This is a genomic window from Flavobacterium ardleyense, assembly GCF_033547075.1.
Classification (GTDB): domain Bacteria; phylum Bacteroidota; class Bacteroidia; order Flavobacteriales; family Flavobacteriaceae; genus Flavobacterium; species Flavobacterium ardleyense_A.
Map to the genome: position 1 here is coordinate 1,231,550 of NZ_CP137891.1, position 23,596 is coordinate 1,255,145.

General features: G+C 36.7%; 23 protein-coding genes and 1 pseudogene. 10 read left to right on the plus strand and 14 right to left on the minus strand.

What is annotated here, in order from left to right:
- Positions 1-59: 59 nt before the first annotated feature.
- From SBO79_RS05300 to SBO79_RS05310, 3 genes are read right to left on the minus strand one after another with little or no spacing between them, the layout of a single operon-like run.
- On the minus strand, positions 60-2,198 hold the full coding sequence (locus SBO79_RS05300; protein WP_318642643.1) for a S46 family peptidase: 2,139 nt from the start codon (positions 2,196-2,198) through the stop codon (positions 60-62).
- 24 nt (positions 2,199-2,222) lie between these two features.
- Positions 2,223-2,669, minus strand: coding sequence for a GNAT family N-acetyltransferase (locus SBO79_RS05305; protein ID WP_318642645.1), 447 nt, complete (start codon positions 2,667-2,669; stop codon positions 2,223-2,225).
- Positions 2,656-3,897 (minus strand): 3-deoxy-D-manno-octulosonic acid transferase, encoded by a 1,242-nt coding sequence (locus tag SBO79_RS05310; protein ID WP_318642647.1) that lies wholly within the window; start codon positions 3,895-3,897, stop codon positions 2,656-2,658. The genes SBO79_RS05305 and SBO79_RS05310 overlap by 14 nt, the downstream gene beginning before the upstream one ends.
- Positions 3,898-4,026: 129 nt before the next feature.
- Here SBO79_RS05310 and SBO79_RS05315 point away from each other — a divergent pair, with 129 nt between their 5' ends.
- Positions 4,027-5,157 carry a DegT/DnrJ/EryC1/StrS family aminotransferase gene (locus SBO79_RS05315; RefSeq protein WP_318642649.1) on the plus strand — a complete coding sequence of 377 codons (1,131 nt, stop codon included), beginning with the start codon at positions 4,027-4,029 and terminating at the stop codon, positions 5,155-5,157.
- A gap of 115 nt (positions 5,158-5,272) precedes the next feature.
- Positions 5,273-6,286 (plus strand): UDP-glucose 4-epimerase GalE, encoded by a 1,014-nt coding sequence (gene galE / locus SBO79_RS05320; RefSeq protein WP_318642651.1) that lies wholly within the window; start codon positions 5,273-5,275, stop codon positions 6,284-6,286.
- Between the two features lie 74 nt (positions 6,287-6,360).
- On the opposite strand, the gene fabD is transcribed toward galE, so the two are convergent.
- A complete protein-coding gene (fabD, locus tag SBO79_RS05325; RefSeq protein WP_318642652.1) occupies positions 6,361-7,242 on the minus strand; it encodes an ACP S-malonyltransferase in 882 nt (293 codons plus the stop codon).
- A gap of 243 nt (positions 7,243-7,485) precedes the next feature.
- Here fabD and SBO79_RS05330 point away from each other — a divergent pair, with 243 nt between their 5' ends.
- Entirely contained in the window at positions 7,486-7,716 is a 231-nt protein-coding gene (locus SBO79_RS05330) for a type II toxin-antitoxin system Phd/YefM family antitoxin (RefSeq protein WP_318642654.1), read from the plus strand.
- A gap of 48 nt (positions 7,717-7,764) precedes the next feature.
- Here SBO79_RS05330 and SBO79_RS05335 read toward each other — a convergent pair whose 3' ends face one another.
- Together SBO79_RS05335 and SBO79_RS05340 are read right to left on the minus strand one after the other, a co-directional pair.
- Complete coding sequence (locus SBO79_RS05335) at positions 7,765-7,980, minus strand: Txe/YoeB family addiction module toxin (protein ID WP_318643446.1); 216 nt, start codon at positions 7,978-7,980, stop codon at positions 7,765-7,767.
- A gap of 24 nt (positions 7,981-8,004) precedes the next feature.
- Entirely contained in the window at positions 8,005-8,220 is a 216-nt protein-coding gene (locus SBO79_RS05340) for a DUF2683 family protein (RefSeq protein ID WP_318642656.1), read from the minus strand.
- 384 nt (positions 8,221-8,604) lie between these two features.
- Here SBO79_RS05340 and SBO79_RS05345 point away from each other — a divergent pair.
- Positions 8,605-9,158 (plus strand): annotated as a pseudogene (locus SBO79_RS05345) (REP-associated tyrosine transposase).
- Between the two features lie 263 nt (positions 9,159-9,421).
- The gene (locus SBO79_RS05350; protein WP_318642657.1) at positions 9,422-10,027 is read left to right on the plus strand and encodes a hypothetical protein; all 606 of its coding nucleotides are present in this window, start codon (positions 9,422-9,424) and stop codon (positions 10,025-10,027) included.
- Between the two features lie 254 nt (positions 10,028-10,281).
- Here SBO79_RS05350 and SBO79_RS05355 read toward each other — a convergent pair whose 3' ends face one another.
- From SBO79_RS05355 to SBO79_RS05385, 7 genes are all read right to left on the minus strand, one after another.
- On the minus strand, positions 10,282-10,995 hold the full coding sequence (locus tag SBO79_RS05355; RefSeq protein WP_318642658.1) for a pirin family protein: 714 nt from the start codon (positions 10,993-10,995) through the stop codon (positions 10,282-10,284).
- Positions 10,996-11,067: 72 nt separating this feature from the next.
- Entirely contained in the window at positions 11,068-11,400 is a 333-nt protein-coding gene (locus tag SBO79_RS05360) for a DUF6370 family protein (protein ID WP_318642659.1), read from the minus strand.
- Positions 11,401-11,714: 314 nt separating this feature from the next.
- A complete protein-coding gene (locus tag SBO79_RS05365) occupies positions 11,715-12,908 on the minus strand; it encodes a pyridoxal phosphate-dependent aminotransferase (RefSeq protein WP_318642661.1) in 1,194 nt (397 codons plus the stop codon).
- A gap of 56 nt (positions 12,909-12,964) precedes the next feature.
- Entirely contained in the window at positions 12,965-14,062 is a 1,098-nt protein-coding gene (locus tag SBO79_RS05370) for a fatty acid desaturase family protein (RefSeq protein ID WP_318642663.1), read from the minus strand.
- A gap of 502 nt (positions 14,063-14,564) precedes the next feature.
- Positions 14,565-15,458, minus strand: a complete 894-nt coding sequence (locus tag SBO79_RS05375; protein WP_318643448.1) for an IS3 family transposase — start codon at positions 15,456-15,458, stop codon at positions 14,565-14,567.
- A complete protein-coding gene (locus tag SBO79_RS05380; protein ID WP_318642665.1) occupies positions 15,425-15,823 on the minus strand; it encodes a transposase in 399 nt (132 codons plus the stop codon). The genes SBO79_RS05375 and SBO79_RS05380 overlap by 34 nt, the downstream gene beginning before the upstream one ends.
- Positions 15,824-15,912: 89 nt before the next feature.
- The gene (locus tag SBO79_RS05385) at positions 15,913-16,065 is read right to left on the minus strand and encodes a hypothetical protein (RefSeq protein ID WP_318642667.1); all 153 of its coding nucleotides are present in this window, start codon (positions 16,063-16,065) and stop codon (positions 15,913-15,915) included.
- Between the two features lie 474 nt (positions 16,066-16,539).
- Here SBO79_RS05385 and rsmG point away from each other — a divergent pair, with 474 nt between their 5' ends.
- The 4 genes from rsmG to SBO79_RS05405 all read left to right on the plus strand — a co-directional run bounded on the left by rsmG (position 16,540) and on the right by SBO79_RS05405 (position 18,530).
- Positions 16,540-17,169, plus strand: coding sequence for a 16S rRNA (guanine(527)-N(7))-methyltransferase RsmG (rsmG, locus tag SBO79_RS05390; RefSeq protein WP_318642669.1), 630 nt, complete (start codon positions 16,540-16,542; stop codon positions 17,167-17,169).
- A gap of 83 nt (positions 17,170-17,252) precedes the next feature.
- Entirely contained in the window at positions 17,253-17,552 is a 300-nt protein-coding gene (locus tag SBO79_RS05395; protein ID WP_318642671.1) for a type II toxin-antitoxin system RelE/ParE family toxin, read from the plus strand.
- 6 nt (positions 17,553-17,558) lie between these two features.
- Entirely contained in the window at positions 17,559-17,855 is a 297-nt protein-coding gene (locus SBO79_RS05400; protein ID WP_318642673.1) for an addiction module antidote protein, read from the plus strand.
- 90 nt (positions 17,856-17,945) lie between these two features.
- Entirely contained in the window at positions 17,946-18,530 is a 585-nt protein-coding gene (locus SBO79_RS05405; protein WP_318642675.1) for a hypothetical protein, read from the plus strand.
- 230 nt (positions 18,531-18,760) lie between these two features.
- Here the strand turns inward: SBO79_RS05405 and pruA are convergent, their stop codons facing one another.
- Entirely contained in the window at positions 18,761-20,386 is a 1,626-nt protein-coding gene (pruA, locus tag SBO79_RS05410; protein ID WP_318642677.1) for an L-glutamate gamma-semialdehyde dehydrogenase, read from the minus strand.
- A 376-nt stretch (positions 20,387-20,762) separates the two neighbouring features.
- Here pruA and SBO79_RS05415 point away from each other — a divergent pair, with 376 nt between their 5' ends.
- The gene (locus SBO79_RS05415) at positions 20,763-23,168 is read left to right on the plus strand and encodes a S9 family peptidase (RefSeq protein ID WP_318642679.1); all 2,406 of its coding nucleotides are present in this window, start codon (positions 20,763-20,765) and stop codon (positions 23,166-23,168) included.
- Positions 23,169-23,596: the final 428 nt, after the last annotated feature.

Below are 23,596 nucleotides of genomic sequence, written 5' to 3' on the forward strand. Positions count from 1 at the left end.
TAATTTTTCTACCCTGTCTACTGAGTGCCAATGTTTTAAAACAATAGCCTATTTTGCTACTATTTCTTTGCTTTCACGATTTTCATTTCGTTTATCAAGTGTTTGGCATTTGCGTATTTGTCAATGATAAATAATACGTATCTTATGTCCACCATAATGTTACGGCAGATAGCTGGATCGTAATAAATATCACTCATTGTACCTTCCCAAACTCGATCAAAATTTAACCCAATAAGATTCCCTCTTGCATCAATTGCAGGACTTCCAGAATTTCCTCCAGTAGTATGATTGGTTGCAATAAAGTTGATTGGTAGTTTCCCATTCTCTGCATAAGGACCGTAATCCTTCATGTTGTAAAGGTCAATCAATTTTGCTGGAACATCAAACTCATAATCTCCAGGTACGTATTTTTCCATCACACCTTCAAGATATGTTACTGGCTCATAATACACGGCGTCTGCTGGCTCGTATCCTTGGACCTTACCGTAAGTGACTCTCAAAGTACTATTAGCATCTGGGAAAATTCTCGCTTTTGGATTCATTTCCAACAATGCTTTCATATACGTTCTCTGTGTAGCGATATTTTTAAGATCTAATTCTTCGAATTTTGGAGCTACTTCTGCAAAATATTTGTCGGCTGCTGCTTTTACAAGTGCAACTGCGGGATCATTCTTCATTTTAGCCAATACCGTTTTCGAATCTCCTGTTAGTAGTTCTTTTAAACCTTCGTAAGATCCCAGTTTAGTATTTGCATAAACGCTTTTTGATAATTCACTTGCGTTGATGTTTTGCAATGAAGCTGGTACAAACTGCTTTGGAGATTGCGTTGAGTATATCGCGATCAGTTGCTCAAATACTTTCTCATCTACCGTTTTATTGAAGTTTTTGTAGAAAGCGCCCATTCCATCCATCAGGTTTTGCTTTCGATCGTTAAAAGACTGCTCGCCTTTATCTGCTAAAATTCTTTCTAATTGATAGACTTTAAAAGCTGTTTCAGTTAGTCCTATATTACGCAAGAAAACTTCGGTAAAATAGTCTCTACTCAAAGCGTAAGGAGCAATTTCTGCATAGGTTTTATCAAAGTCTGAAAGGATATTTCCGTACTCAGCCTGTTTCTTTGCCTTTTTTACTTTCTGTAAAAATTCTTTTTCTTCCGCTTTTTTAACTGCTACAGCATTGGACTTCTTAAGTCCTTTGCTTTCCCCAATCCATTTTTTGTAGTAATTGGCGATGCTTGCATATTTTGAGGCGTACTGAATTTTGATTGCTTGATCTTTTCGCATAAATCCGTCTACTACTTTGAGAGCTGCGTCACGAACTTCAATTTTTGCTGGGTTTAAGTCATTCAAAATCTGCTCAATTGCAACGGCAGGAAGATATTCTTGAGTACGTCCAGGATATCCTACTACCATTGTAAAGTCGTCTTTCTTGAACCCGTCAATTGCGATTGGTAAAAAGTGCTTAGGTGTGTAAGGAATATTGTCTTTAGAATATTTTGCTGGACGATTATTTTTGTCTGCATAAACTCTAAACAAAGAGAAATCTCCTGTATGACGTGGCCAAACCCAGTTGTCAGTATCAGATCCAAATTTACCAATCGAGGTTGGTGGCGCTCCTACAAGACGAACGTCATCAAAAGTTTCGGTTACAAATAATAGGTATTGATTTCCGTCAAAGAAGTTTTTGATTTTTGCACCTTGCCATTTTTCTTTTGGAAAATCACGAGAGAGAATAGATATATTGTTTTCAATTTTCTTTTGTTTCTCAGCTTCAGTTGTAAGATTTTCTGTTCCGGCAAGTACCTGAGTAGTTACATCTTCAATTTTGATAACAAAAGTAACGTCAACTCCAGGATTTGGAAGCTCCTCTTCCAAGCTCATTGCCCAAAATCCTTGTTCAAGATAATCGTTCTCTACAGAAGAGTGCGACTGAATTTGCGAATAACCACAGTGGTGATTTGTTAATAATAAGCCTTTCGGCGAAATCATTTCGGCAGTACATCCACCATTAAAGTGTGGAACGGCATCTTTGATTCCAGGTTTATTGGCATCGTAAATATCCGAAGCAGATATCTTCATACCCAAACTTTTCATTTCGGCTTCATTCATACCTTTAAGCAAAGATGGAACCCACATTCCTCCTTGTTGGGCTTGCGTCGATATGACAAATAATAAAAGGAATAACCTTAAAAACTTCATAGTGAGTGATTTAATAATTGATAATTAATTTATATTATATCGCATGATATTGCGGTTATGCAGTTCAAAACCAGCCGCAAGATACAATTTTTGTGCAGTTGAATTGTGATGTTCAATTTCCAGATAGAGTAATTTTAAGTTAAATTTTGCCGCTTGATCCTGAACAAATGCGACCGCTTTCTTGCCTAAACCTTTTCCGCGCGACTTTTCGTTTAGGTATAATTCATCCAAGAATGCAATCGTTCCGCCGTATTCAAAACTAAACATAAAGGCCAAAATTAAGTAGCCAACCACTTCTTGGTCCTCATAAATAATCCAAGCGCGACCCAGATCTGGCTTTTCGATGAAGTCGGCAAAAAGTTTTTCTGAAAGGTTGGGATCTATGGGGTAACCATCAATTTGATAAAAGTCGGTCATCAATGCCACAATCGTTGGAATCTCCTGATGTTCTAGTGATTTAAATGTTGTCATTCTGCAAATAATTTAAAATTGTTTCTGTTGCGCCTTTATGCTTCTGAACGAATTGAGAAGCCTTAGATCCGTATTCGCTTTGAAGCAACGGGCTAGATAAAAGTTTCCTTAAAGCCGAATGCAATTCGGTGGCATTTTTGACCGAAATCGCTGCATCAATTTTTATAATCTCCACCGCTTCCGCAAAATGGCTATAGTTTGGACCAACCACAATCGGAATTCCAAAAGTGGCTGGTTCTAATATATTATGAATGCCTGGATTTCCAAAACCACCCCCCACATAAGCAATATCAGCATAACTGTAAATTTTTGTCAGTAGTCCTACGGTATCAACAATTAATACTTTAAAAGTGGAAAGATCTTCAGTTCCCTTTTTCGAATATAAGATTGTTAAAACCTGTATTTTTTCGGCGAAAGCCAAAATCTGCTCTTCCTTTATGTTATGTGGTGCAATTATAAATTTGGCGAAAGCCGGAGCACTATTGATAAAATCTAAAAGATTTTCCTCATCCTTTGGCCACGAACTTCCTACAACAATCAGGTGAGAATCTCCTTTAAAATTCGATACAAAATCTAGTTGATTGTCTCTTTCCAAAATTTCCGCGACTCTGTCAAAGCGCGTATCGCCCGAAACCGTGACGTTGGAATAATTCAAAGTCTCTAGAAGTTTCTGTGATTTTTCATTCTGAACAAAGAAGCGTTCAAAAGTTTTTAGAGCTTCTCTATAAAATCCGCCATACCATTTGAAGAAAACTTGATTCTCCCGGAAAATACCTGAAATTAGAAAAGTTCTAATCTTCCTTTTCCGAAGCTCTTTTAAGTAATTTGGCCAATATTCATACTTAATAATAAAGGCGATTTCGGGATTAACAAGATTCATGAAACGCTCAGCATTTCGAGAAGTATCGAGTGGCAAATACACTGTTACATCAGCCATCGTATTGTTTTTGCGAACTTCATATCCAGAAGGTGAGAAGAATGTAAGGACTATCTTATGATTTGGATATTTCTGTTTTACCATTTCCATTACTGGCAAACCCTGCTCATATTCGCCCAAAGAAGCCGCGTGAAACCAAATTGTTTTGTCAGTTGTCAAAATTGATCGTTTCAAAACATCAAAAACATCCTTGCGGCCATCCACAAAAAGCGCCATTTTTGGATTAAAAAGAGACAGAAGCTTTACAACTTTCGCAGATAGGAAAATAAGTATATTGTATAGAAAAAACATAGGAAGGCGATTGTAGGGCTAAAATACGTCAGTTTTCAGAATTTCTATTGCTGTCAGTCAATTAAATTGTAATTTTGCACTGTTTCTTTTAAAAACATAATTACCTAGAGCGACGCAATTATCTTGACTATGGAAAAAATTCAAATGGTAGACCTTAAAGGTCAGTACAATAAAATTAAAGACGCAGTAAACACTTCAATCCAAGAAGTTTTAGATTCCAATACTTATATAAATGGTCCACAAGTGCAGAGTTTTCAGAAAAATCTTGAAAAATATCTGGACGTAAAACACGTAATTCCGTGTGCAAACGGAACCGATGCTTTGCAAATTGCAATGATGGGGCTTGATCTAAAACCGGGTGATGAGGTAATCACTGCCGACTTTACTTTTGCGGCTACCGTTGAGGTTATTGCGCTTTTGCAACTTACTCCGGTACTTGTGGATGTAGAAGAAGACACTTTTAATATCTCTATTGAGGCGATAAAAAAAGCAATTACTCCAAAGACGAAGGCCATTGTTCCCGTACACCTTTTTGGTCAATCGGCCAATATGGAAGCGATTATGCAACTTGCTAAGGAGCATAATTTGTACGTTATCGAAGACAATGCGCAGGCAATCGGTGCAAATTATACTTTTGAAAATGGTACTAAAATCAAAGCAGGCGCGATTGGTCACGTGGCTTCAACTTCGTTTTTCCCGTCCAAAAATCTTGGTTGCTACGGCGACGGAGGTGCAATTTTCACGAATGACGATGCTTTGGCACATAAACTTCGCGGAATTGTAAATCACGGAATGTATGAGCGTTACCACCACGATGTTGTAGGTGTAAACTCACGTTTGGACAGCGTGCAAGCAGCGGTTTTGAATGCCAAATTGCCACTCCTTGATCAATATTGCAATGCCCGTCAAGCAGCTGCTGCCAAGTATAGTCAAGCGCTTTCAAATCATAAAAATATCATTACTCCTATAATAACGGGCGATAAAGATAGCCACGTTTTTCACCAATATACACTTAGGATTATCGATGCAGATCGCAATGCTTTGATGCAGCATTTGTTGTCAAAAGACATTCCTTGCGCGATTTACTACCCAATTCCACTGCATTCTCAAAAAGCATATTGCAGTCCAAATTACAACGAATCAGACTTCCCGGTTACCAATCAATTGGTCAAAGAAGTGATTTCGCTGCCAATGCACACCGAGTTGTCAGATGAACAAATAGGTTATATTTGCGATAGTATTTTAGAATTTTTCAAATAATTTTTAGGAGCTTTTTCCTGCTGTCCACTGTATCTTTTTCTTTTTTTCTAAGAAAAAAAGAAAAAGGATGCCGTTACCATCAGGGCTAGGATTCTAGTTTTCAATTCAACCAAATATGAAAATAGTTGTTACAGGAGGTTTAGGATTCATCGGTTCTCACACCGTTGTCGAACTTCAAAATGAAGGTTTTGAAGTTGTAATCATAGATAATCTTTCCAATTCATCTCGAGAGGTTTTAGAAGGTATTGAAGCAATCACTTCGATCGTTCCAATTTTTGAAGAAATGGATTTAAGGGACAAACAAAGTGTACAGCAATTCTTCAAAAAACATTCAGATGTTTCGGCGGTAATTCATTTTGCTGCTTCAAAAGCAGTAGGTGAGAGCGTCGAAGATCCTTTGCTTTACTACGAAAACAATATCAATACATTGGTTTACGTTTTGCAGGAATTGCAGAAAAAACCAGCATCACAGTTCATTTTTAGTTCTTCTTGCACGGTTTACGGTCAAGCCGAAAAAATGCCAATTACCGAAAATGCTTCAATACAAATTGCAATGTCTCCTTACGGAAACACCAAGCAAATAGGTGAAGAAATCATTACAGATGTTGTGAGAGTTTCGAATATCAATGCTATTTTGCTTCGATATTTTAATCCAATTGGAGCCCATCCAACCGCGCATATTGGAGAATTGCCAATTGGAGTTCCACAAAATTTAGTTCCGTTTATTACCCAAACCGGAATCGGAATGCGTCAAGAACTTGCGGTTTACGGAGATGATTATCCTACATCTGACGGAACTTGTGTTCGTGATTATATTCACGTGGTTGATCTGGCCAAAGCGCACGTTGCTGCAATGAAGAGATTGCTTCAAAATAAAAATAAGGAAAAAGTCGAAACTTTTAATGTTGGTACCGGAACCGGAAGTACGGTTCTTGAAGTGATTAACACATTCGAAAAGGTCAGCGGTAAAAAATTGCCATACAAAATCGTTGGTAGAAGAGAAGGAGATATTACCTCTGCCTATGCCAATACCGACAAAGCAAACGAAGAACTTGGTTGGAAAGCACTATCAACCTTAGAAGATGGTTTGGCTAGTGCTTGGAAATGGGAGCAGAAGATTCGCTCTTAATTTCTAACTTTTTAAATATAAAAAACGCCTGTTATCAAAAATAACAGGCGTTTTTATTTTATAACAAAAAGAGTTTATGCAGTCGCAGAGGCAGTGCTAACTTCCTTATTAATTTTCTTTACAAGACCTTGAAGAACATTTCCAGGTCCAACTTCGATAAATAAATCTGCTCCATCCGCAATCATTTGCTGTACAGATTGAGTCCATCTTACAGGCGCTGTTAGTTGTATAATTAGATTTTTCTGAATTTCAGAAGCATCAGTCACTGCAGTTGCAGTTACGTTTTGGTAAACAGGGCAAGAACCTTGCGAAAAAGTAGTAGCTTCAATCGCTGCCGCAAGTTCCTCACGAGCAGGCTCCATCATAGGCGAGTGGAAAGCACCACCAACAGGAAGAAGAAGTGCACGTTTTGCACCGGCAGCTTTCATCGCTTCGCAAGCTTTTTCTACCGCAGTAGTTTCGCCCGAAATCACCAATTGTCCAGGACAGTTGTAATTCGCCGCAACCACAACACCATCAATAGAAGCGCAAACGTCCTCCACAATTTTGTCATCAAGGCCTAAAACCGCAGCCATTGTAGATGGTTTTGCTTCGCAAGCTTTTTGCATCGCAAGAGCACGTTTCGAAACAAGACGAAGTCCATCTTCAAAAGACAAACTTCCATTTGCAACTAATGCAGAGAATTCGCCCAAAGAGTGTCCCGCAACCATATCAGGAGCAAAGTCACTTCCTAAAGTTTTTGCTAGAATCACCGAGTGCAAGAAAATTGCAGGTTGTGTCACCTTTGTTTCTTTTAGCTGCTCAGCAGTTCCTTCAAACATAATATCGGTAATTCTAAAACCTAGAATTTCGTTTGCCTTTTCAAAAAGTTCTTTCGCCAAAGGAGAATTGTCATATAAGTCTTTTCCCATTCCTGTAAATTGTGCTCCCTGTCCGGGAAAAACGTATGCTTTCATGTATATTTTATTTTGTTGTTGAATCTTGGATTTGAATGTGTCATAAATGACAAGTTGCAAAAATAAGGATTTTTGTAAAGGAATGTGTTTTTGTGGGTTGGAAAACTGATGATATAGTGTTTTGCTACTTCTCGAATGTTCAAATGTTGAATTTTAAAGGATTATAAAAGTTTAAGGTTAAATGAATTACAATATATCACTATAATTTTGTACACTTGAACGTACGTAACATAAAATAGAATTATGAAGGTAACGATATCAACATTGCGAAAAAATATCAAAGCTTATTTTGATGAAGTTGCTGAATCATCAGAGACGATCATCGTTTCCAGAAATGAAGAGGATGATGCGGTTGTTATTATTTCAATCAAAGAATACAACGCAATGATTGAAACACAGCACTTATTATCAACAAAAGCAAACAGAAGAAGACTTGAAGATTCTATTGAACAAATGGAGAAATTCAGTAAATAATTATTCTGCTTCGAACCGTAATTGAATTACAATTGAAAAAAGGATAATTCAATAATGTCCTTTCAAACTGAAGATATAATGTGTGTTATTTTCTACGACGTAAATAAAACGGTTCACTTTATCAATTTTGCGAGACCATTTTCCAGAAAGTTGATGTTTTAACGGTTCAGGATTTCCAATTCCCTGATAAGGATTTGAAATTATTGCATCCTTTAATTTCTTCCTGAATTTTTGTATTATTAGTTTTCTTCCAATGTCTAATATCTTTTTGTGCTTTTTCTGAAAGTATTATTTCCATAACTCATCAAATTCTTTGGAAGTGACTTTTAATCCTTTTCCTTGTTGAATATTTTGCTCTGCTTCCAAAATATTTTTCACAAACTCAGGATCATACTGTTGCTCGTTCGAAATCTCAAATTTGATTTTCAGATCTTTTAACGCAGATTTAATTGCTTCTATTTGAGCATCGTTTTCAGGATGTGCTGTGATGTTAATTGTCTGCATAAGAGTGGTTTATTTGTAAATAAATTTAATTCAAAGATATGAAATGCTATTTATATTCAAATAATTTTCTCAACTTTGATTGTGAAAAAAACATCTAAGTTTAGTATCAAATCTAGTGCTCGCTTCGATAGCGCGGATTTTTAATCCGTGCCCGCAAACAAATTTGAGAGAATTGTGTTATTTATTTTAAGTAAAACTAAGTCGCATCGATGGCGCGGATTTACTTCGTCAGTTCGGCTAGCGCCTCGGGTGCAATCCGTGCCCGCCAAGAAGAGTAAAAGAATTTCTTTTGTTTTGTTTAAATTTAAGCAGAGTAGATAGCCCGGATTTAAGATCCGTGCCCGCGAACAACAAATTGGCATTCAAATAATATAAAATTAAAAAATGTCGACAAAATATAAAGCTACAACGACTGAAGACGCATACTTCATTACTCTTACCGTTGTCGATTGGATTGATGTTTTTACACGCTTAAGTCAGAAAAAAGTAATAATTGATGCTTTAAAATATTGTCAGCAAAATAAAGGATTGGAAATTTATGCTTACGTTATTATGAGTAGTCATATTCATCTTCTATGCAAAGGAACTGATGGATTTATCCTTTCAGATATTATCAGAGATTTAAAAAGTTTACCTCTAAGAAAATCATTCGAGCAATTATCGAAGAACCTGAAAGTAGAAGAGAATGGTTATTAGATTCATTTAAAGAAGCGTGTGCACAATTGAAGCGAAATCAAGAATACAAAATATGGCAAGATGGTTATCATGCCGAACATATTTATAGCAATTCATTTATAAAGCAGAAAATCAGTTACATTCACAATGATCCAGTAGAGGAGCTAGTAGTAAGCTCGCCGGAGCATTATTACTTTAGTTCAGCTAGAAATTATGCTGAAATGGAGAATGATTTGGATGTCGTTTTGTTGTATTTATTTTAAAACTTCGAAATTACTAGAATTCTTATTGTGGCGGGCACGGATTGCACCCGAGGCGCTAGCCGAACTGACGAAGTAAATCCGCGCTATCGGAGTCTAATTTGGCTAAAGTCTAAAAAATTGTCGCCAGCTGCAGAAGCATATTTGGAATTTCTAAGAAGTAATAAAGAGAAATATATGAATGAGAGGTTTGGTTGGATTGATGATTTTAAATAATTCAGTATCCTCTTGTGCAAATGTTAGAGATATGAATAAAAATATTTAGTATGATCTTATATTCAAAGACCGTATATTTCCAATGTACATTAGTTAACAGCAATATTATGAAGCACCCTACAAAAATTCTAACTTTTTTACTTATTACGCTAATTGCGTGCAAAAACACTGAACCGGAAAAAGCGATTTCAAATCTTGAATTTGAACAGAAAGTATTTGAACAAGTTTTTATAAATGTTGTTGATTCAACCTATACTGACAAAAGGATTTACACCAGAATTCCAACAAAAGCTCAAGAAAATGACCCTGATTTTCTTGCCGAAATAAACGCGATAGAAAAGGATACTTTAAATCTAATTATTGCAGTAGATAAGAGATTTACAGACGTGGAAAAACTCAATACCCAAAAATTTATTTTCAAAGATTTTAATGAATTACCAAAATTTGAAAATTATACAAATTGGACAGAAAAATATAAGAAGTTTATTGGTGTAATGTCATTTTCATATATAACATTTGATAAAACCAAAGAAAATGGAAGTTTAGAAGTTTCATATAGATGTGGTGCAAATTGTGGACTTGGTTACAAAGTTTATCTGAAAAAAATTAATGGAAAATGGAAAGTAGTAAAGATTGAAGATACATGGATATCGTAAGATACTGCTGGTAAAACACACTATAAGCAATTTGGGTATTGGACTTAATTTGAAATTGGTTTTGTATTCGGAAGATTTGGCAAATCCGAAGATAAGGCTTAGTTTAATCCCAAACTGCTTGTAGAGTGAGAACGTTAGTTGCTCTATGCGACAGTATTAATTATAAATCCTGATCTGTATATAGTATTTTGAATGCACAAAAAAACTCACTTTTTAAGAAAGCGACCTATTTCAGAATTCAATAATATTAGTATTTACAAACTCATCGGCACTTCGATAATCAAGAATTTCGCTTGGCTTTTCGCTTGAATAGAAATCTGGTCTGTATCGTAAATTCCGATTGCGTCTTTGGTATTAAGTAGAGTATCTCCCACCAGAACATCCCCAGAAATAGACATTAGAAAAACGCCATTGCCAGGTTTTCTGATTTTGTAATCTGTCTGGATTCCACTTTCAAAATCACCTATAAACATCCAAGCATCTTGGTGAATCCAAACTCCTTCATCGTCTGGATTAGGAGATAAAATCTGTTGAAGTTTGTTGATGCTTCCAGATGGATCTATATTGATCTGATCGTAACGAGGCATAACATTTTGCTTATTCGGAAAAATCCAAATCTGAAATAACTTTACTTGCTGATTACTGCTTTCATTTACTTCGCTATGCGTGACACCTGTTCCAGCGCTCATTACCTGAATATCGTTGGTCTCGATAACTTTTGAATTTCCCATATCATCTTGATGACTAAGTGCGCCTTCAAAAGGAATGGTGATGATCTCCATATTATTATGAGGATGCATTCCGAAACCTCTTCCTCCGTCAATAATGTCATCGTTAAGAACACGCAAAACTCCAAAATTCATTCGGCTTGAATCGTGATAACCTGCAAAACTAAAAGTATGATACGTTTCTAGCCATTCGTGTTTTGCATAACCTCGGCTATCGGCTTTGTAAAGTATTTGCTTCATTCTTTTTTGATTTTCGTAAATGCTCAAATAACCGCTATTTCTAAATCTAGACGGAAATGGACAAAAGTTTTGTTATTTCTTTGCTTTTTCATCAACTTTTTTCAAGTCGAAATCTGTCGTATAAAACTTTCCATCGCGGATTGTTCCTGTTACAACTGCTGTTCTGATAGCATTGCAAAAACCATCTTTTGCGTGTGCATCTCCAAAGCTTTCGATGGATTTTTCACCTTCTACAAAATAAGATTTTCCTTCGTAGCGAATTGCAAGATCACAACCGTGTCCTTCAAGTCCAAGTTGACATTGACCACAAGATGCTTCGACCGTTTGTTTATTAAGTTCAACTTTTCCTTGAGCGAAGCTAAAAGAAGCGGTTAGTAATAATAGGAAGATAGATAGATTTTTCATTTTTTGATGTTTTAAATTGTATAAGCAAATAATTCCAGTTAGATTTTTTGCTGTGCTAATTTAGGCAATTTTTACAGTAGAGTGTGATTTTCAACTGTTATAATAAGTCACAAAAAAAGAGGAAACTGAATTTCCTCTTTCTGATATTTATATTTCATGCTATGTTTAGTGGCAATTTATTTCAATGGTACCGTGGTCTGCGTGAAGGATGGGAACGGCATCCTTTGCTGCCCTTTTTTGGGCAGGAAAGATACAGTGGACAGCCTGACAGCGCTGTAGCCTGCGGAGGCGGTGGCACGCCCAAAAGAAAAATATTATTTCTCTGTTAATGCTAATTTGATTCGGCGGAAAGCTTCTGTCAATTGTTCTTCGCTTGTGGCATACGATAGTCGCAGGCAATCTGGATTTCCAAACGCTTCACCTGTTACTGTTGCAACATTTGCTTCGGCCAAAAGATACATGGCAAGATCGGTTGCATCCTTAATATGAGTGCCTTTCAGTGTTTTGCCAAAATAGTAGGAAACATCTGGGAATACGTAAAACGCGCCTTCGGGAACATTGATTTTGAGTCCTGGAATATCCTGAATTAACCCAACTACTAAATCGCGTCTTTTATGAAAAGCCTCAACCATATAATTCAACACTTTCGGATCTGCCTCCACCGCCGCAATCGTTGCACGTTGCGCGATAGAATTGGCGCCACTCGTCACTTGACCTTGCATTTTAGTGCACGCTTTTGCGATAAATTCGGGTGCTCCAATATATCCAATTCTCCATCCAGTCATCGCGAATGCTTTGGCAACGCCGTTGACAGTTATCGTTTTTTCTAGCATTCCTGGAATGGAAGCGATGCTGCAAAAAGTGCCCGAAAAATTAATATGCTCGTAGATTTCGTCTGAAACGACGAATATGTTAGGGTGTTTTTCTAATACTTTTGCCAACTCGGTCAACTCTTCACGACTATATACAGATCCACTAGGATTGCATGGCGAACTGTACCAAACCATCTTTGTTTTTGGGGTAATTGCTGCTTCTAATTGCGCTGCGGTAATTTTGAAATCGCTTTCAATAGAAGTTGGAACTTCCACTGGAATTCCACCCGCCATTTTGATAATTTCAAAGTATGAAACCCAGTAAGGGGCTGGAAGTATAACCTCATCACCATCATTTAACATTACTTGTGCAATATTGTAAAGTGACTGTTTTGCACCTGTAGAAACGACAATATTTGAAGGTTTGTAATCTAAATCGTTGTCTCTTTTGAATTTTTTGCAAATCGCTTCTTTCAAATCTGCGTATCCGTCAACTGGCGAATAAGTGCTGTAATTTTGATCAATTGCTTCTTTTGCCGCTTCTTTGATAAAGTCGGGTGTATTAAAATCAGGTTCGCCCAAACTCAGGCTAATTATATCTCGTCCTTGTGCTTTGAGATCGCGGGCAAGTGCCGCCATTGCTAGGGTTTGTGATGTTGAAAGTTTATTTATTCTGTCTGATAAAAGGTTGTTCATTGGGCAATTGTTAGTTGACGTTTCTAGTTAGTTGAATTTTTGTATGATTCTTAATTTTAAGCGGTAATTGCAGGCTTCATTCCCAAATGTTTCAGGTGTCGAAAGTGAGCTGCAATAGCCTCTCTCGTAGTTTTAAATTCGTGGTAAGGCAAATTGCATTCAGCTGCAGTTTGCTTAACGATTTCGGCAATTTTCCCGTAATGCACGTGGCTGATATTTGGAAAAATATGGTGCTCGATTTGGTGGTTAAGTCCGCCAGTGAACCAGTTGACGATCGCATTTTTTGGGGCAAAGTTGGCTGTAGTATATAATTGATGAATAGCCCAAGTGTTTTCAAGCTCGCCATCTTCATTCGGAACAGGATTGGCAGTCTCCTCAACCACGTGGGCTAATTGGAATACGATACTCAATATCAATCCTGCAGTATAGTGCATGATAAAAAATCCTAGAAGCACTTTCCACCACGTGATTCCGATTGCCATCGGAAGCACAATCCAAATACATACGTAAATGATTTTGGTAATGATCAGCGTGGTCCAAAGAATCTTCGGACTTTTTGCTTCTCCGTAAGATAATTTACGTTTAAGGTAATTCCGCATTTGTTTAAAATCTGTGGTAATTGCCCAATTGAAAGTTAGCAATCCGTAAAGAAATACAGAGTAATAATGTTGAAAACGGTGAATCTTTAACCACTCAGTTTCGTGAGTAAAACGGATGATTCTTCCGGCGTCAAGATCCTCATCGTGGCCTTTGATATTGGTATAAGTATGATGCAAAACATTGTGTTGCACCTGCCAGTTATGAACATTTCCGGCTAATACGTAAATGCTTCCACCCATAAATTTATTAACCCAAGACTTGGTCGAATACGCACCATGATTCCCATCGTGCATGACGTTCATTCCGATTCCTGCCATTCCAACCCCCATGACAACACTCAATAAAAGGTGTAGCCAAATTGAAAGATCAAGCAATAATATTAGGAAATAGGGTGTGAGAAATATTGTAAATAGAATAACTGTTTTCAGGTAAATCTTCCAATTTCCTGTTTTTTTGATGTTATTATCTTTAAAATAAGAATTTACACGTGAATTTAAAGTTCTGAAAAACTTAAGTTTATCTTGTCTAGCGAAGGTTGGTATGGTTGTATTCATATATTATAGGTGGTAAAAAAAAATCTTTTTCAAAGTTAGATTAATCTCAGTTTAGAAACGAAAAATTAGACTAGAAATTTCATTGCTTGATGAAAATAGTTTTGGAATTGAAATTTGGTTATTGCGTTCACAAGTTATTTGTAGTTAACGGTTTACGGTTTGGGAGCGGTCCGCCTTTAGCTATCAGCTGTTAGCTTACTAACTTCTTCGACAAAGTCGAATTATTCTTTTCGAAACATTTCGTCAAATTCCCAAACTAACAGTTGCTAGTTGAAAGTAATACATATATCGTTCCAAAGATTATTAGTGATTAGCTGACAGCTATTAGCGGTCAGCAGTCAGCAATCAGCTTTTAGCTAGTTGCAGTTGCGAACAAAGGATTTATTACAGTAAATGTTGGTTGTGAAGTAATTTTGGTGCAAATGTGTTTTAGCAAAAATATAAAACTTGGATTTTCCGACTAATTTTTTTCATTCTTTAAGTCGTTTTTGAACATCCCTAATTAGTGTTGACCGTTTTTAGTTAATGATTCATAGTTAAAAATAGTAAATTTCGGTCTGTCTTCTAACTTTAATGTTGCCCAATATTTTTCAAAATTATTTGGGCTCATTTTAGGAAGATTTTTGTGTACTCTTATTTGATTATAATTGTTTACTGCCTTCTTAACACAGCGTTTTAATTCATTGAAGTTCTTGGGCTTCCAATAACTTAGATACTCTTCTTTTATCGTTCTATTGATGCGTTCTGCGTAAGCATTGTCTAAGCCACTTAATGACATACTAATTTTTGTATTATTTATCTTCAGTAGATCTATATATTGATGATATGTATATTGACTACCTCGGTCTGAATGATGGATAGTGGGAGCTTTATTGTGTTGCAGAGCCATTTTAAGGGCTTTTACATTTGCTAGAGCCCTCATATTATCTGACACTTCATAACCAACTATTTTTTTGTTGTATACATCAATTATAAATACTGCGTAATAATGTTTATTGTTTACCGGCAAGTATGTTAAATCAGACTGCCACACTGTATTCGGAGCAGTTATTTCTAGCCCTTTTATCAGGTTAGGATATACTACCTTTCCCGCTACAGTAGTACGTTTGTAATTCTTAACTTTCCTAATCCTATAGCCAAGATCCATCATAGTGCCGATAAATCTATCACGTCCAATAAAACTTGGTTCTAAGATTTGATACATCTTTTCTACTCCACAGCCTGGATGATCCTCGCGAAGATCATCGGCCTCAGCTACAAGCTGTAGTAATTGTCGGTCAAAAATAGCCTGTCTGCGTTCGTACTGGTAAACAGCTTGCTTGCTTATTCCTACAGCGCGATACAGTTGGTTCAGACTAAACCTTAAACCTCTTTTGTTTGCTTTGAACCAGTTGATTGTGGAGTGTTGGACTTTTTTTTAATGTCAATATTGAGTTCGTCGCTAGCTACATCGATTATCTTTTCCAGATAATCAATTGTGATTTGTTTTCGCCCAACAATTGCTTCCAATTCTTGGATACGTGCCTGCATTTCTTTGAGTTTGTGAGTGCTACTGTCTTTCATTTCTACGATAATTGATCCTTTCTCATTAAAGGTAGAGAATTTATAAATCCAATTGTAAATTGTGACGTTGCATACTCCGTGTAATTTCTCTAGTTGGCGGACACTAAATCGACCAGATTCGAAATCTCCCACAATCTGACGCTTAAACTCTTCTGAGTAATTACGTTGCTTTTTTAAAGTTTTTAAATTTGCTTTCATAAGTGTTGACTTTTGTAAAAAGTGGTCAACCTATATCAGGGACATACATTTTGCTAAAGGCTAAAGGCTGTCAGCTGATTGCTCTAAATCTAATTCAGTTTTAGATTTTGTTCTTCTCTCGCTTTCTTTAACAGCAATCCTATTTTAAAGCCTTCAAAATCTCTGTCTAATTCATCTCGTCTGAGCGTTCCTTGTTCGCCGTAGACATTGTCTTTAATGTCTCTCCAACTTTTAGTTTCCATAGTTTTTCAGTTCTAAGTTAACGGTTGACAGTTAACAGTAAAGAATGAGTTTCAAATAAGTATTCAAATGCTTTATAAAGATATAAATTTTGGAAATAAATTAAAATTTGACGCTGTTTTTTTAATAATTTAAGATACTATCCTCCAAATATTTCAGTAGTTAAAAAGCTTTCAAATTTTCTACTCACAATATTTGCTGCGTCAAACGATTCTCGCTCCTAAAAAAGCTGATAGCTGACAGCTAAAAGCTTATAGCTAAAATTTCAACCAAACACAAAAAGTCCCGCTAGATACCTTCCAAAGACCAAACTTCTCGCTATCCCAGTTCGTCTTGATAACCTTCTTTCCGCGAAAGCGTAATTTTTCTACTCACAACATTTGTCGCACTGAATATTACTCACTCCCACAAAAGCTGACCGCTGACCGCTAAAAGCTAACAGCTAAATCCTATCTTTGCCACAAACATTCTATTTAATGGACGAAATACTAAAATACTTTCCAGATTTAAGCCCTTTGCAGATACAGCAATTTGAGCAACTTGAAGATTTGTACAACGATTGGAACGCAAAAATAAATGTGATTTCTCGAAAAGATATCGATCAGCTTTATCACAAACATATTTTACATTCGCTTGCAATTGCCAAGATTCAGAAGTTTGAACCTGGAACTTATGTGCTTGATGTGGGTACGGGCGGAGGATTTCCTGGAATTCCGTTGGCAATATTATTTCCAGAAACGAGATTTTATTTGATTGATATTATCTTGAAAAAAATCACTGTCGTAAAAGCAGTTGCCGAAGCATTGGATCTTAAAAACGTAAAAGCCGAACAGATTCGTGCCGAAAATATAAAAGGAGATTTCGATTTTATTGTGAGTCGCGCCGTTACCAATATGCCTGATTTTGTGAGTTGGGTAAAAGACAAAATCAAAAAACAGAACAAACACGATTTGAAAAACGGAATTCTCTATCTAAAAGGAGGAGACCTTACCGAGGAATTACAGGATTTCCCGAAAGCGACGGAATATAATATTTCGGATTTATTTGAAGGAGAGTTTTTCGAAACTAAGAAAGTTGTTCACGTGCCGTTGAAGTTTAAGGCTTAGATTGGTAAACACTTAACAATTTTTCTGCATTATAATTATTTAAAAAATTTACCTATATTTGTATCCAACTAGATACAATTTATATGTTTTTAATTGAGAAGACACCTGAATTTGACAAGTGGATGAAGAATCTAAAGGATCTTCAATCTAAAGTGAAGATTTTGATTCGGATTCAGAAATTAGAAAATGATGAACATTTTGGCGACTGTAAGGTCATTAGCGATGGAATTCGGGAATTGAAAATTAATTTCGGCAAAGGCTATAGAGTTTACTTTAAACGTAAAGACGGTAAAATCATTATTTTACTAGTTGGTGGAGACAAGTCTACTCAGCAAAAAGACATCGAAAAAGCAAAAGAAATCTGGGAAAAATTAAATAATTAATAGAAAATGGAAACTTCAAAATTTGAAATATCAGATTATTTAGATAGCAATGAAATGATTGCTGAATATTTGAATGCGGTATTAGAAGAAGGAGACGATTCTGATATAATTACCGCTATTGGTCACGTTGCAAAGGCAATGGGAATGACAAAAATTGCCGATGATACTGGAATGAGTAGGACTAGTTTGTATAAGGCACTATCTGAAGGTGCAAAGCCACAATTTGCAACTATTATGAAAGTTTTAAAAGCTGTCGGTGGTCAAATGCAGGTCAATCCTATTCCGTCGAAAAGCGCACTATAATATGGGAGCTGGCGGACAAAGTGATCATCCACTAAGTGATATTCTATGTCACGAAATGGTAGTTATCCTTTATTTTAGGAATACAAGAAAATGAATAAACATCACTATAAAGATTTGACAATTGAAGTACTCGACGAACCGACTTACAAATTTGGTTCAGCAGACAACAACTTTAATTATTCCAAACATTACTTCGGTAACGGGGCGACCGAATATCCGACTTCGAAACACGGTATTAAACTTTATCAAGACGGTCAAATCATTGATAATTGCATAGTTATTGGTTCTGGCGGTGCGACAGTTATCCATCAAAACTCATCACTTCTTGACAAAGACCAATTATTAATATGTTGTTGCGACACTGTGTTTTGTATAACTCTTCCTAACCTTAAAATAGAATGGAAAACTCAAGCCGACCATGCAACTTGTTATCAAATATTTAAACAACAAGACGAATACATTGTGCACGGAGAACTTCAAGTCGCCAAAATTGACAAGGATGGAAAAATAAAATGGGAATTTGGTGGCGCGGACATTTTTGTATCCCTAGATAATGAAGAAGAATTTAAAATTGTAAATGACGGAATTTTGCTTACTGATTTTGCTAAAACGAAATATAAAATTGACTTTAATGGAAATTTAATGTGGGACACCTACAATCTAGGAAAAGAGTAACAGGTAGAATCGTAGTGGCTACTGAAGGGTTTTTTTATATTCAAAAGAAAGTTTTTATTATTCTCAAAATTGGATTGGTTCTTCAATAAAAACATAACTTAAAAAGGGCGTTTAAAGATCAGCAATTAAAACAAAAGTTGGAAGAAGTAGAAAATAATTCAAACGCATAAAAAAAAGTCGAATTCCTTTTGGGGAATTCGACTTTTTCATTATCTAAAACTTGAACTAATTTAGTCCAAGAAAGAATATCTATAATCTGTAGCTGGTACAAAAGTTTCTTTGATTGTACGTGGAGAAACCCAACGCAAAAGATTCAAAATAGAACCCGCTTTATCATTTGTTCCAGAAGCTCTAGCACCACCAAAAGGTTGTTGTCCTACAACAGCTCCAGTTGGTTTGTCGTTAATGTAGAAGTTTCCAGCCGCTCCTTCAAGCGCTTTAGTAGCAACCTCAATTGCGTAACGGTCTTGAGAGAAAATTGCTCCCGTAAGTGCGTAGATAGAAGTTTCGTCAACTAGTTTTAGAGACTCTTCCCATTTTGCATCTTCGTAAACGTAGATAGTAAGAACCGGTCCAAAAAGTTCCGTTTTCATAGTATCATACTTCGGATTTGTAGTCACAATCACGGTAGGCTCAATAAACCAACCTTTAGATTTGTCGTAACCACCACCAACGATAATTTCAGCTTCGTTAGACGCTTTTGCCGCATCAATTGCTTTTGCAAGTTTGTCAAAAGAAGTTTCAGAAATTACAGAAGATACAAAGTTTTTTGTGTCATCTGGCGCTCCCATTTTAAAAGAAGAAACGTCAGTAACCAATTGTTTTTTCACATCTTCCCAAAGAGAAGCAGGAATATAAGCACGAGAAGCAGCCGAACATTTTTGTCCTTGGTACTCAAAAGCACCACGAGCTAGAGCTGTAGCAACCTCAAGTGAATTTGAAGATGGGTGAGCCCATACAAAATCCTTACCACCAGTTTCTCCTACAATACGAGGGTATGTCTTATATTTATTGATGTTTTGTCCAATTTTAGACCACATAGAATTAAAAACTCCAGTGGATCCAGTAAAGTGAATTCCAGCAAAATCAGGACTGTCAAGAACAGTATCCGTAATCATGGCGCTATCTCCGTAAATTACGTTGATTACACCTTTTGGTAAACCTGCTTTTTCAAATACTTCTACAATTACTTTAGCAGAATAAATTTGAGTTGCCGCTGGTTTCCATACCACAACATTCCCCATCAATGCTACTGCTGCAGGAAGATTTCCAGCAATCGAAGTAAAGTTAAAAGGAGTAATTGCGTACACAAATCCTTCTAGAGGTCTATGCTCAAGACGGTTCCAAATTCCTTCAGAACTTGTTGGTTGCTGAGCATAAATCTCAGTCATAAACTCAACATTGTAACGTAAGAAATCGATAAACTCACAAGCCGCATCAATTTCCGCTTGGTGCACAGTTTTTGCCTGAGCAATCATAGACGAAGCATTGATTTTTGCACGGTAAGGTCCCGCAAGCAATTCAGCCGCTTTCAAGAAGATAGAAGCACGGTGCTCCCAAGATAATGCCGACCATTTTGTACGCGCTTCTAGTGCAGATGCAATCGCTTTCTCTACAAGAGGCTTGTCAGCAACGTGGTACTGACCCAAATTATGTTTGTGATCGTATGGTGGGAAAAGTGGTTTTGTATTTCCGGTGCGAATCTCCTCTTGACCAATATACAACGGAATATCAACAGTGCTGTTGTACATCGCTTTGTACTCATTCAAAACTTCTTCTCTCTCCTTTGTCCCTGGCGCATAAGATTTTACAACCTCATTATACGCTTTAGGCACGCTATAAATTCCTTTTGGCATTGTTATTTGTTTAAAGATTTAATACATCAAATTTTTGCTTGGCAAAGATACAAAATAGCGCTTAAACAATTGCTCATTTAGATAATCAATAACATATTCTTAATTTTCATAGTTTTTTTTTTGAAGCTGTTTCCGGCATTTCTCTGCAATTCCTCGGCACAAAAACTTTTTTTGCAACGTCACATAAGGATCCCGATAGCTATCGGGACTAAGGTCGCTCTTCTGTGCCGGCAAAAAATAGTTTTGTCGCCTCCGGGATTTCCGCTCCATTCCGGGCTAGGGCAGTGGTGGTAACATTCAGCTAAATTCTTAAGAACAAATTAGTACCACATCGCCGAATTAATCTGTATTTTCACGGATTATAAAAATCTTCATTATGAAAATAACTTTTTGTACAATCCTTCTTGTATTTTCTTCGGCACTTTTTGCACAAGAGAATATCAGTTACCAGAAACCGCCAAAAGCAATTCTGGACCTTGTAGATTATGAGCGTGCGCCATCTGTATTGATGGACACCAAAAAACAGTATATGCTTTTGAGTTACAGAAGCACCTACAAATCCCTCGACGATTTAAGTCAAGATGATATTCGTCTCGGCGGCTTGCGTATCAATCCAAAAACAAATATTGGAAGCACCGTTACTTACAATAACAACCTTAAAATTCAAAAGATTGGCGAAGCCAACGCACGTCAAGTACAAGGACTTCCTATCAATCCACAGATTTCGAATGTTGCATGGTCTGCAGACGAAAAGAAAATTGCTTTTTCAAACACCACTGCTACTGGAGTTGAACTTTGGGTTCTAGACGTAGCATCTGCGCAAGCAAAAAAATTAACCGAATCAATCAGTAATGCCAATGCGGGAAATCCTTTTAGCTGGTTTTCAGACAATAAACACATCCTTGTCAGAAAGTTGAAAGACGACCGCGCGCCACTGCAAGACAATAAAACCGAATTGCCAACAGGGCCAATCGTTTCAAACAGCGTTGGACAGAAATCACAAAACCGTACCTACCAGGATTTGCTGAAAAACAAATTGGATGAAGCGAATTTCGAAAACCTGATAACTTCAGAAATTATGAAGGTCGCTCTCGACGGTTCTTCAAAAGTTTTCTTGCCGGCAGCAATGTACGTGAACGAAACTTTTTCGCCAGACGGAAACTACCTTTTAGTAACTACTATCGAAAAACCTTTTTCGTATGTAGTACCACTTAACAGATTTCCACAGAAAACGACTGTTTACACCGCAGATGGTAAAATGGTAAAAGTGGTAAACGAATTAGGTCTGAACGAAATAATTCCGAAAGGTTTTATGGCGACTAGACAAGGCAAGCGAATTATGAGTTGGAGATTGGACAAAGCTGCTTCGTTATATTATGTAGAAGCACTTGACGGCGGAGATCCAGCCAACGAAGTTCCTTTTAGAGACGAAATTTATTCTTGGGATGCGCCATTTACGGCAACTGCGACTTCTATTGCTAAAACCCCACAGCGTTACGGCGGAATAGTTTGGGGAGACCAAAATCACGCAATCTTAATGGATCAATGGTATGACACTAGAAATGAAAAAACCTATTTGATCAATCCAAATAACGCTGATCAAAAGGCAGAAGTTTTATACGATTTAAATTCGCAAGACATCTACGCAGATCCTGGACGTTTCCAAACTAAGAAAAATCAATTCGGAAAAAGAACGCTTGCCATTCGCAACGGAAATTTATTTCTAGTTGGAGATGGTCATACTGCCAAAGGACAATTTCCATTTGTGGACGAGCTGAATTTAAAAACTAAAAAGACAAAGCGACTTTACCAATCTTCTGATAAAGATAAGTTGGAAAGCGTCCAGACAATTTATGATTTTGATAAAGGCGAAATTCTAGTTTCTATCGAGTCTAAGAATGAGTTTCCAAATTACTTTCTAAGGTCATACAAAAACAAGAAAGGCAAACCTTTGCGAGTAACAAATTTTGCAAATCCATTTGCATCAATCAGCAAAGTACATAAAGAAGTAATTAAGTACAAACGTAAAGATGGAGTCGATTTATCAGGAACATTGTACTTGCCAACAGATTATGATGCAAAGAAAAAATACCCATTGCTTATTTGGGCTTACCCAGCAGAATATAAAGACAAAAACTCGGCAGGACAGAGTTCAAAAAATCCAAATGAATTCACATTCCCTTATTATGGATCATTTGTATATTGGGTTACTCAAGGTTATGTAGTCCTTGATGATGCCGCTTTTCCAATTATTGGAGAAGGCACTACCGAGCCAAATGATACTTTTATTCCACAGTTGGTTGCCAATGCCGAAGCAGCAATTGATGCTGTGGACAAATTAGGATATATTGACCGAACCAAAGTTGCCGTTGGAGGACACTCGTACGGAGCCTTTATGACTGCGAATCTTCTAACTCACTCGAAGCTTTTCGCTTGCGGAATTGCGAGAAGTGGCGCTTACAATAGAACATTAACTCCGTTTGGTTTCCAAAGTGAGCAACGTAACTATTGGGAAGCACCAGAAGTTTACAATACTATGTCACCATTTATGAATGCGGACAAAATGAAAACTCCAATGCTATTAACCCACGGAGAAGCTGACAACAATCCTGGAACTTTCACACTGCAAACAGAGCGTTATTTCCAAGCCTTAAAAGGTCTCGGAGCTCCAGTACGAATGGTGATTTTACCAAAAGAAAGCCACGGATATGCTGCCAAAGAAAACATTTTGCACCTATTATGGGAGCAACACGAATTCTTGGAAAAGTATCTTAAGAACTAGAATTTCAGAACTTTCATATGGAAAGCCTCAACATTGTTGAGGCTTTTTTTGTGCAACAACACTTTTTGAAAAGGTATCAAAAAATTTAGTAGACAATCTAATTTCCTGTTCAGACTGCCGATTTGCTTTGGCGAGCAGATCATTGATAGATGTAGGTATCCTCTGTGTCGCAGTTGCTTAAAAAATACTCTTTTGAAGTACTACTAGACCTTAATCATATATACTTTACGGGGGACTAATTATTATTTGCAAAAATCCTTTTAGGACTAATAACAAAGGAAAAGTAGCCTGATTGAAGTTTTGTTAAAAGAAAGTTTACCAGTACCAACGTGCAATATCCTCCAAATGACAATTTCGTAACAAACCCTAGAGTTTATTGAATAAAAATCTTTCAAAGGGAAATTAATTTAGTATTAATACTTTTTTTA